This is a genomic window from Leptotrichia sp. (genome assembly GCF_057270615.1).
Window position 1 is genome coordinate 1 of the sequence record NZ_DBHIXN010000058.1, and the last position, 11,200, is coordinate 11,200.

At 30.2% G+C, this 11,200-nt stretch carries 8 protein-coding genes and 1 pseudogene; all 9 read left to right on the top strand.

Features of this window, described 5'->3' with window-relative positions:
* Window positions 1-3,494 (top strand): beta strand repeat-containing protein (locus ACO409_RS08925; RefSeq protein WP_485556502.1); only part of this gene is annotated, 3,494 nt, incomplete at its 5' end.
* A gap of 695 nt (window positions 3,495-4,189) precedes the next feature.
* Window positions 4,190-4,984, top strand: a complete 795-nt coding sequence (locus ACO409_RS08930) for a M48 family metallopeptidase (RefSeq protein ID WP_485556504.1) — start codon at window positions 4,190-4,192, stop codon at window positions 4,982-4,984.
* Between the two features lie 13 nt (window positions 4,985-4,997).
* Window positions 4,998-5,993: a tRNA dihydrouridine(20/20a) synthase DusA gene (dusA, locus tag ACO409_RS08935; protein WP_485556506.1), complete on the top strand. Its 996-nt coding sequence runs from the start codon at window positions 4,998-5,000 to the stop codon at window positions 5,991-5,993.
* Window positions 5,994-6,327: 334 nt separating this feature from the next.
* Window positions 6,328-7,089: pseudogene (locus tag ACO409_RS08940) on the top strand (formate/nitrite transporter family protein).
* A 75-nt stretch (window positions 7,090-7,164) separates the two neighbouring features.
* Window positions 7,165-8,229 carry an anaerobic sulfite reductase subunit AsrA gene (gene asrA / locus ACO409_RS08945; protein ID WP_485556508.1) on the top strand — a complete coding sequence of 355 codons (1,065 nt, stop codon included), beginning with the start codon at window positions 7,165-7,167 and terminating at the stop codon, window positions 8,227-8,229.
* The gene (gene asrB / locus ACO409_RS08950) at window positions 8,226-9,098 is read left to right on the top strand and encodes an anaerobic sulfite reductase subunit AsrB (protein WP_485556510.1); all 873 of its coding nucleotides are present in this window, start codon (window positions 8,226-8,228) and stop codon (window positions 9,096-9,098) included. The genes asrA and asrB overlap by 4 nt, the downstream gene beginning before the upstream one ends.
* A 42-nt stretch (window positions 9,099-9,140) precedes the next feature.
* A complete protein-coding gene (gene asrC, locus ACO409_RS08955; protein ID WP_485556512.1) occupies window positions 9,141-10,118 on the top strand; it encodes a sulfite reductase subunit C in 978 nt (325 codons plus the stop codon).
* A 30-nt stretch (window positions 10,119-10,148) separates the two neighbouring features.
* Entirely contained in the window at window positions 10,149-10,301 is a 153-nt protein-coding gene (locus ACO409_RS08960; RefSeq protein WP_018497951.1) for a hypothetical protein, read from the top strand.
* 210 nt (window positions 10,302-10,511) lie between these two features.
* Window positions 10,512-10,937: a hypothetical protein gene (locus ACO409_RS08965; protein ID WP_485556514.1), complete on the top strand. Its 426-nt coding sequence runs from the start codon at window positions 10,512-10,514 to the stop codon at window positions 10,935-10,937.
* The last annotated feature ends 263 nt before the right edge of the window (window positions 10,938-11,200 follow it).

Here is an 11,200-nt window from a genome sequence, read left to right on the forward strand (position 1 = left end):
CAGGTAAAAATGTAACTGTGTCAAATAGAACAGGAGCAAATGGACAAACAATCTATACTGTAAATACAGACCTTACATCAGTAGCAAATGCAATTGGAGGAGGAACAACAGTAGATCCGACAACAGGAGCTATAAATACAACAGGGGCAAATATTGGAGGAACAGGTAAAACGAATGTGAGCGATGCAATTACAGCAGCTAAAACTACTGTAACATCGGCAGATAAATCAGTAACGGTAGTAGAAACAAAAGCTGCTGATGGACATTCAAATTATGATTTAAAAGTAGACACAAGCTCTATAGCTAAGAATACAAATTTGACATACAAAGCAAATGGAGCAAATAATCAAACAACAACATTATCAAATGGTTTGGATTTTAAGGATGGAGACAATACGAAAGCGACAGTCGGACCAAATGGAGAAGTAAAATACAGCCTGAATCCAACAGTTACAGGAATCAATAGCATAACAACAAATGGTGGAGGAACAACAATAAATAATGGAGGAATAACAACTCCAACATTGACATTGACAAATTCAGCACCACTAACTTCTTCATCAGGTGGAAAAGTCACTGTGCCATCTGGAACAGGAAATCAAGCAGTAACAGGACAGACAGTTGCAAATGCAATAAATAAACTAGGAGATAACACAATAAATTTAAAAGCGTCGGATGGAAACATAACGACAAAACAGTCATTGAATAAAGATGGTGGACTGGAATTTAACATAACAGGAAGTAATGGAATAACAACAACGGCAAGTGGAGATACGATAAATGTTACAATTGCACAGTCTGGACTGAATACATCGACAGCAGGAGGAAAAACAACAGTAACGCCAGTAACAGGCGGAAATACTTATGCGACAGCAGGAGATGTAGCAACTGCAATTCAAAATGCAGTAAATAATTCGGGATGGAATGCAGTAGCAGGAAGTACAGGAACAGGGACAACATCTGGAAGTGTATCAAATAAATTGATAACGCCAGGAGAAACAGTAAAATTACAGGCTGGGGATAACTTGAATGTAGATCAGTCAGGTGGGACATTTACATATAGCTTGAAGAATGATATTAATGTTAATAGTATAACTGCTGGAAATAATAAATTTGATACATCAGGATTGACAATTAGTGATGCGGCCGGTAATAAAGCGGTAACTACACCAGCAGGAACTACTTATACAAATGCAGCAGGAAATACAACAACTATAAATCCTGCTGGAATGACAATTAATAAGTCAGCAGCAGATCCTTCTAAGTCTGTATCATTAACAAATAATGGATTAGATAATGGTGGAAATAAAATCGTAAATGTTGCAGCTGGAGTAAATCCAACAGATGCAGTTAATGTAAGTCAATTAAAAAATACTGTAAATAATGCAACTTATAATGGTCCTGTAGTTTATACGAATGCAGCAGGAGATAGGATTATAAAAGCAAATGATGGAAATTATTATAAGGCTTCAGATGTAGATGCAAATGGAAATCCGTTGCCAGGTGCAGTAGCAGTTAATCCAGGCGATATTCAACATAGATTATTAAATGCCGATGGAACTACAACAAATCCAAGTACATTGAACAATGTGGCAAAAGGATTGATTTCTCCAACTTCAACACAAGCTATAAATGGCAGTCAGTTAAATAATTTGGGAACTCAATTGGGGTTGACAGTTGATCCATCTGGAACTGGATTTGCAAATCCAACATTTGCTGGGCTAAAAAATGTGAATGGTTCGACTGGAGCGGCACCGACAACATTTAAAGATGCCGTTGATAAAACGATAGATAAAGTAAATGAAGGAATAATTTACGGAGCTGATAATAATACGGCTGGAACTAGACAGCAATTGGGAAGCAAATTAACTGTTGAAAGTGGAGATTTTGCAAGTGGTGGAGCAAATTATAAAGGACAAAATATTGAAACATCGTATGTGTCAGATGGAGCTGGAAATGGTAAAATTGTAGTTGGAATAACTGAAAATCCAGAATTTAACTCAGTCAAAGCTAAGAGTTTTACAGCAGATGATGGAGCTGGAAATACAACAGTAACTAATGGACAAGGTACAACTATTACTGATGCGGCAGGAAATAAAAATGTAGCTACAGCAGCAGGAAATACATATACAAATGCAGCAGGAAATACAACAACCATAAATCCTACTGGAGTAACAATTAATAAGTCAGCAGCAGATCCTTCTAAGTCTGTATCATTAACAAACAATGGCTTAGATAATGGTGGAAATAAAATTATAAATGTTGCAGCTGGAGTTGCTCCAACAGATGCAGTTAATGTAGGTCAATTAGGAAATGCTGTTAATAATTTGACAACAGCTATTAATGCTTCAAAATCAGAAGTAATTAGTGGAACAAACACAAACATTACACATTCAACAGGAGCAAATGGACAAACAATTTATAAAGTTGATGCAGATGGAACTACTGTTTCAAGCGGAAGTAACTATGTTTCAGTAACAAGCGGAGCAAAAGATGCAAATAATATTACTGATTTTAAGGTTGATTTGTCACAAAATACAAAAGATAAATTAAATAGTATCGGTACAGGAAATATTGCAGCAGGAGATAATAATACAGTAACAGGTTCTACAGTGCATAATTACATTCAAAATAATCCTTTGACCTACACAGATGACAATGGAACGACTGTTACTCGTAATTTAGGACAAAATTTAAATATTTTAGGTAGAGCAACAGGACCACTAAGCACAGGAAATATTGGAGTCGTAGCAGCAGGACCAGATACATTAGAATTGAGATTAGCTGAAAATGTTGATTTAGGACCAAATGGAACAGTTACTATGGGGAAAACAGTTGTTAATAATGAAGGAATAAAAATAACAGGTGGACCAAGTGTAACATCATCAGGAATTGATGCAGGAGGTAAAAAAATTACAAATATTGCTGAAGGTGATATAACTCCAACAAGTACAGAAGCTGTAACTGGAAGACAGGTTTATAATGCTATAAATATGGGAAATGCAGATAAAGTGACAAAAGCAGAATTATCTGGAGTAAGAGAAAATTTATCAGCAGGAATAGCTGGAGTAGCAGCAATGGCAAATTTACCTCAAATTAATGATTCAGCTTCAAATAGATTTAATATAGCGATAGCAGGTGGAGCATATAAAAATGGTAGAGCAATGGCTTTAGGCTTTAGTGGAATTTCAGATGGTGGAAGACTTATTTACAAAGCTAGTGCAAGTCTAAATAACAAAAAAGATGTAACTGTAGGTTTAGGAGTAGGATATCAATTTGGTAAAAGAGATATTATGCCTAATGAGTTAGATAGAATGAAATCTATGGTAGCATTGCTTGAAGAGCAAAAAGATAGTTATAATAGACAATTAAAAAAACAACTTGAAGAAGAAGCTAGAAGAAATGAAGAAAATTCGGAATTAATTAGACAATTGATGCAAGAAGTTCAAGAATTGAAAAATAATAAAAATAATAATAGTAGCAAAAGAAGCTAATTAAAACTAACAAAATAGAGGAATTATTTTATATTATTAAAATAAAAAATAAGATAATAAGATAATTCCTTATTTTTAAAAAATATAACATTTAATTATCGGACGTTAATTTTTATTTATTATTTTTGTTTATTTATTATTCTATTATCACAACATTTCACTATTATGTTTTATTTCATTAACTTTTATTCTCAATATTAATAATTATTATTCTATTGTTTTAAAAAAAATAATATAAAATATAATTAATTTTTTATTTTTTAAATAATTCTTGAACAAAAATTAGTATAAAATAATATTAGACCTGTTCGATAACTATACAAACTTAGAATTTAATAAAATAAATATCTTGAAGCAAGGGGTCTTAACCCCTTGTATAGATAAAAAAACTTAGGTTATCGAACATATCTATTTTTAAAATGATATAATGACGTGTTGTTAAAAAATATTTACGTCTAATATAATTTTAGTTAGCATATAAAAATTACTGCACAAAATTTTTACTTTACTTAGTCAAATTTCATTAAAAAATTGCAACATTTTATTTCGTATGATATAATAAATTAAAAATAATTTTCAAGTATTAGTACTTAAATTTTATAAATTTTATTAAAAAAAAATACTGAACTTAACTTTATTAATTTAACTATAAATATTTAGAAGAATTGAGAAAAATAAAAAGGAGGAATTTTAAAATGAAAAGATATTCAAAAATATTATTTTTAATTACATCAGTAATAATGATTTCTAGCTGTACAGTAGCACCGCTTACAGGAAGAAGACAATTAAAATTAGTGAGCGATGAAAGTGTAGCAGAAAATTCAATTTCTTCATATAGAGAATTTATTCAACAAGCTGGTGCTAAAGGGCTTTTGGCAAATAATACGGCTGATGGGCAACGATTGAGAAGAATCGGTGGAAGAATGTCAACGGCTGTTGAAAAATATTTGAATGAAAATGGGATGTCTAAAAAAGTATCTGATTTACAATGGGAATTTAATTTGATAAAAACTAATGAAATAAATGCATTTGCTATGCCAGGTGGAAAAATTGCTTTTTATACTGGAATATTACCAGTTTTAAATAGTGATTCTGGAATTGCTTTTGTTATGGGGCATGAAATTGGACACGTTATTGGAGGACATCATGCAGAGGCTTCAAGTAATAATGCTCTTGCTGGGATTGCAGCAGGTGTGACAGATGCATTGACAGGTGGAAATATTATATCTTCTTTAGTTTCAAATGGACTTTCTATTACTCTTTTAAAATTTAATAGAACTCAAGAATATGAAGCGGATAAATATGGAATGATATTTATGGCAATGGCTGGTTATAATCCATCCGAAGCAATTACAGCTCTTGAAAGAATGGATTCGATAGGTGCAAGTCAAGGTGCAGAAATTTTGTCAACACATCCATCTGGAAAAAATAGAATTGAAGCAGCTAGAAAATTTTTGCCTGAAGCAATGAAATATTACAATGCAAAATAGATATTTAAAATTTATGAAAGGAAATGCAGTGGAAAATAAGATAAGTATAGCTCCAATGGTTGATAGGACAGATAGAAATTTTAGGAATTTTGTAAGAATGATAAACAAAGATGTTTTATTGTATACAGAAATGATAACGGCACAAGCAATTCTTAATGGAGATTTGGATTATATTTTGGGATTTGATGAAGTAGAACATCCAATTGTGCTGCAAATTGCGGCAACTAATCCAAAAGAGGCTTATCAAGCTGTAAAAATTGCTGAAAAATATGCTTATGATGAAATTAATCTAAATGTTGGATGTCCATCGGATAGAGTTTCAGGAAATATGATGGGTGCTTATCTTATGGCATTTCCAGAAGAAGTGGCAAATATTGTAAAAGCAATGAAAGATGCAACAAATAAGCCAATCTCTATAAAGCATAGAATTGGAATTGATGGGAAAAATATATTACCTGATACTTTTGAACGGACATTGCTTGACAAATACGAAGATATGATGAATTTTATTCATATTACTGAAAAGGCTGGAGTAAATAAATATATTATTCATGCACGAATTGCAATATTAGCTGGACTTGATCCAAAACAAAATAGAAGTATTCCACCACTTAGATATGATGAAGTTTATCGTGTGAAAAAAGAAAATCCTAATTTGCATATAGAAATTAATGGTGGAATAAAAACAGTTGAGGAAATTGATGAGCATTTAAAATATGTGGATTCTGTAATGTTAGGTCGTGAAATTTATGACAATCCTATGATTTTGACTGAATTTGGAAAATATTATGGAAGTGAAGAAAAAATAAATATTACACGTAAAGAAATCATTGAAAAAATGATTCATTATGTTGAAAATATGGAAAAGAAAAATCTTCGTCCACATCTATTTTTAATGCACACTCATGGATTGTTTCATAATGTACGTGGCAGCAAGGCTTGGAAAAGAGCAATTAATGAGACAAATGCAAATTCTGGAACATTAAGAAAATTGTTAAAAGAAATATAAGGTCAGAATCTCTTGTTAGAAATAGATGAAATATATTTTCTACCTACTTTTTAAATAGGTTTACATAAGCTTAAATTACTTGATCGTTGTTGTAAAGACAGCGATTTTGTTTTTATTTATACAAATCAATAATTAGAAAACCAAAATATTTTAAATACAAATATAAATAAAATATTTTTTTTGTAGACTTTTTACTATAATTATGCAATAATTTAATAATGAAAATAAATTATGAATTTTTTCACAAATAAATTTAATTTAAAAAAGAAACTTTTATAAAAATCCAAAAAATTAGAAAGGAGAATGTAATAAATTAGCTTATTACAGTATAAAAATGAGAAATAATCAAACTTTGGAGCAAGTATCAAATGCTGCAGAAAGTAAGGTTCAGTTGCTAAAAAATTCTAAGGGAAAATATTTTTTATCGGCATTTATGGCTGGGATGTTTATTGGATTGGGAATTTTATTGACATTTACAGTTGGTGGAGTTAGCAGCGGATTGCCAACTAATAAAATTCTTATGGGAGTTAGTTTTGGGATAGCACTTAGTCTTGTAGTCGTATTTGGTATAGAGCTTTTTACAGGAAATAATATGATTGGAGTAACAGGGATGCTAAATAAGGCAATAACTTTTAAAGATATGATCTTTATGTGGATAGCAGCTTATTTGGGAAATATTGTTGGATCAGTTGTACTTGCAATCATATATGTATTTTCAAATTCTGCTTAAAAGCCTGTTATAAATTTTATTGTAAAAGTTTCAAAGGCAAAAGTTACAGCTTTACCACAAGAATTATTTTTTAAAGGAATTTTATGTAACATTTTAGTATGTCTTGCAGTTTTGGCTGGAATAAAGTTAAAAGAAGAAACTGCTAGGCTAATAATGATTTTTTGGTGCCTTTTTGCATTTATTACTGCTGGATTTGAACATAGTGTTGCCAATATGACACTTTTAATGACGGGAATTATGTATAAAGGAATTACTTTGAACGAATATTTTTATAATTTGCTATTTGTAACTTTGGGAAATATTGTTGGTGGAGGTTTTATTGGATATGCCTGTTATTATTTGGGAAAAAAGGAAATAAAAAAATAAGAATAAAGAATTGAAATGATTGGATAATATAACAAGGGGGTTAATCCTTTGTTTGTGAAAAATTTAGGAGGAGTAATGAAAATTAGCTTAAATCATGAAAATTTTAATTCAGCACTTGAAAAGCTGAAAAGAGAGTATAAAATATATGCCCCAATTGAAATACCATTTCGTGGGACATTTTCAGATACTTCTGTAATTAGATATTCTGAAATTGACAAGATTGAAGAGATATGTTTTGATAAAAAATCTCATTTTTCAGCAAAGGAAGTAATGCTGCCAATAACACAGACAATGTTTTATTTTACAGAAGATGGATGCACAATGCCTAAAGAACAGGATAAAAAATATCTTATATTTCTTAGAAGCTGTGATTTACATTCCGTAAAGAGAGTCGATGAAGTTTATTTAAATAACAAATTTTTGGATATTTACTATAAAAGAGTAAGAGATAAAGTAAAATTTGTAGTATTTGGATGTCCAAATTCGTTTGAAAATTGTTTTTGTGTGGATATGAAGACTAATAAGACTGATGAATATAATATTGGAATAAAAGTTACAGATGATAAAGTATTTGCTGATATAAGAGATGATGAATTAAAGGCGTATTTTGATGAAGTTATTTCTGAAAATAAAGAAAATAGTAAAATAAATGAAAATGTAGAATTTGAAATGGAATTTGTAGAAGATAATGAAATTCACGTAGATATTCCAGATAACATTGAACTTTCCGATATTATAAATTTAGATTTATGGCGTGAATATGACAGCCGTTGCATTGCCTGCGGAAAATGTAATTTCGTTTGTCCAACTTGTACTTGTACGACGACACAAGATGTATTTTACAGCGAGAATGAGAATAATGGAGAGCGAAGAAGAGTTTGGGCTTCATGCCATGTAAATGGATTTACTGATATGGCTGGCGGTCATTCGTTTAGACAAAGACATGGAGATAGAATGAGATTTAAAGTTATGCATAAAATTTCTGACTTTAAAAAGAGATTTGGTTATCAAATGTGTACGGGATGTGGACGATGTGATGATGCTTGTCCTGAATATATTTCATTTTCAAATTGTATAAACAAACTAAGTGCGGAATTAAAAAGAATTTCAGCTGAAAAAAGAGGTGAAAAGTCAGAATGATTACTAATACATTAAATACCATAAATATGGATGAACAGGATATTATGAATATGAATGTATATTTACCGACTGTTCACAAACTTTTATTTATTGAGAAGGTTACAGAACTAGAATGGCTATTTCGTGTAGAATATAAAAAAGGAAACGTAAATGCTGGGCAATTTATGCAAGTTTCGTTGCCAGGAGTTGGAGAATCTCCTATTTCTGTTGCCAATTTTGACTTGGAGGAAGGATATCTTGATTTTTTGATTAGAAAAGTTGGGAAAGTTACAGATAAGATTTTTGAATTAAAGGCAGGAGATAGAATTTTTTTAAGAGGTCCTTATGGAAATGGTTTTCCAATTGAGGAATATAAAAATAAACATATTGTAATGGTCGTTGGAGGAAGTGGAATTGCACCAGTTCGTCCGATTATTGAATATTTTACAAAACATCCTGAAGAAATGAAGTCTTTTAAAATAATTGTAGGTTATAAAAATTATGAAAGCGTTATTTTTGAAAAAGAATTTTCACGTTGGAGGAAAAATATTGAAATCTTAGTCACTTTGGACAATGCTGAAAGTGCAAGAAATTTAGGAAAAACGGAAAATGAGTTTCACGAAGGAATGGTGACTAAATATATCCCAGATTTGAAAATTGAAAATATGGATGAAACTGAATTTATCGTAGTGGGACCGCCAATAATGATGCATTTTGCCTGTCTTGAAATTTTGAAATTAAATGTGCCAGTTGAAAAAATATGGGTTTCATTTGAGAGAAAAATGTCGTGTGCGGTTGGAAAATGTGGGCACTGCAAGATTGATGAAACATACATCTGCTTAGAAGGACCTGTATTTAAGTATGACAAGGCACAAAAATTGTTGGATTAGAAAAATTTTTAGAAATTTGAATTTAAGAAAGAAGGCAATAAAATGAGTATGGATTTAAATAGAAAAGTTGTTACAAAAAACGCATATAGAGTGACAAAAGACAGATCAAAAACTGCACTTCGTGTAAGAGTCCCAGGTGGAGCAGTTACAGCGGAAATAATGGGCTTAGTTGCAGACATAGCAAATACTTATGGAGACGGAAATGTGCATATTACAACTCGTCAAGGATTTGAAGTTTTGGGAATCAATTGGAAGGACATTGAAAAAGTCAACAAAATGGTTCAGCCAATTATGGAAAAATTGGATATTAATTACAAGGATAAAGATAAGGGATATGCGGCTGCAGGGACAAGAAATGTGGCAGCTTGTATTGGAAACAAAGTTTGTCCAAAAGGGGCCTACAATACAACTGAACTTGCAAAAAAAATAGAAAAAGTAATTTTCCCAAATGATTTTCACTTCAAAGTAGCTCTAACTGGTTGTCCAAACGACTGCCAAAAAGTGAGAATGCACGATTTTGGAATAATCGGAATGGCAAAGCCTGAACTAGATGAATCAAGATGTGTTTCGTGTGGAATGTGTGAAAGAAAATGTAAAAAATTGTCAACAGGAGCAATTTCATATAAAAATTATAAACCTGTGAGAGATCATCAAAGATGTATTGGCTGTGGTGAATGTGTTTTAAACTGTCCAACAGGTGCATGGACAAGATCACCTAAAAAATATTATAAACTTGCAATAATGGGAAGAAGTGGAAAACAAAATCCAAGACTTGCTGAAGATTGGCTATTTTGGGCAGATGAAGAATCAATTATAAAAATTATGAAAAATACTTATGAATACGTTGACAAATATATTGATAGAAGCCTTCCAAAAGAGCATATCGGTTATATTGTTGACAGAACTGGATTTGAAGAATTTAAAAAATGGGCTTTAAAAGGTGTAAATTTACCTGAAGAAACTGTTATGGTAAATAATATTTATTGGGGAAATGGTATAAAATATCAAGGAATATTGTAAAATATTTTAAATATGAAAGAAGTGATTTGAATGTCTTGGATGGATAAATATAAAAAATTAAAAAATGATTTTAACAAAAAAGATTATCATGGTGAAGATCCTAGTGAAGTTAATGAATATGATGAATATGACGAGTATGAAGAACATCAAGATAAGGATAATGATGATTGTGATAAAGATTAACTTATAAAAATAATAAATTTGAACTGTACTTGGTTTTTGAATAATAGAAAGTACAGTTTTTTTATTTAAATTTAAATATAGGTTATCCATATCTATTGAAAAATTCTATATATTATAGAAATTTATAATAATTTTATGTTAAAATATTAGAGTAAAAATAGAAATTATTTATGATGAACTGAAAAACTTTTAGAATAAAGGGTGATTACAATGGAAGGTTTTCGGAAAAAAGAAGAAAACAATATAGAAATACAAAATATTGAAATTTTAAACAATGGAAAAGTAGAAAAAAGTAAACTATTTTTATTAGAAATTGAAGATGAAATTAATTTGAAAATAGAAATTGAAAATATGGTATATTTTTCAAAAAGTGATAATATATTTGATTCTGTTGTAGAATTACGAAAAAAATTAGAATTAAATAATATTTATTTACTTTGTAATGCTTCGGTTATTAATGTTTATCCTTCTGGAATGCAAAAAGAATTTGGAGGGACAAAGGCGTATAAATTACAAATGGGAAAACAAGCAACTTTATCTGATGTAGTAGATATTTTTGATTACGATAGTGAATTAAAAATTGGCAGTGTTAAAGAGCAGGAAGAATTTTTTGAAAGTTGGATAGAAAGTTTTTAATGAGAAATTGTTATTTTGCATTAAGACATATTACCAAATATGAACAAAAATAACAATACATTGTCAATACAACGAAACCATAGAGAAAGTTTAAAATGAAATTTACCAAAATAATAAAGAAATATACTTAATCCAAATAAAATATTTCAAATTAAGAAAGGGATGTAAAATGAGAATAATAAAAAGAGATAAAAATGAAGAGGAAATAGCAGAAATTTTTGGTATTTATTGGGATGAAGAAAGAAATCAAACACTTTTTTTGG

What these genes read in the sequence shown, in the direction of transcription:
- ACO409_RS08930 (WP_485556504.1), top strand. Translation starts at nt 4,190, where the DNA reads ATGAAAAGATATTCAAAAATATTATTTTTAATTACATCAGTAATAATG.
- dusA (WP_485556506.1), top strand. Translation starts at nt 4,998, where the DNA reads ATGAAAGGAAATGCAGTGGAAAATAAGATAAGTATAGCTCCAATGGTT.
- asrA (WP_485556508.1), top strand. Translation starts at nt 7,165, where the DNA reads ATGAAAATTAGCTTAAATCATGAAAATTTTAATTCAGCACTTGAAAAG.
- asrB (WP_485556510.1), top strand. Translation starts at nt 8,226, where the DNA reads ATGATTACTAATACATTAAATACCATAAATATGGATGAACAGGATATT.
- asrC (WP_485556512.1), top strand. Translation starts at nt 9,141, where the DNA reads ATGAGTATGGATTTAAATAGAAAAGTTGTTACAAAAAACGCATATAGA.
- ACO409_RS08960 (WP_018497951.1), top strand. Translation starts at nt 10,149, where the DNA reads ATGTCTTGGATGGATAAATATAAAAAATTAAAAAATGATTTTAACAAA.
- ACO409_RS08965 (WP_485556514.1), top strand. Translation starts at nt 10,512, where the DNA reads ATGGAAGGTTTTCGGAAAAAAGAAGAAAACAATATAGAAATACAAAAT.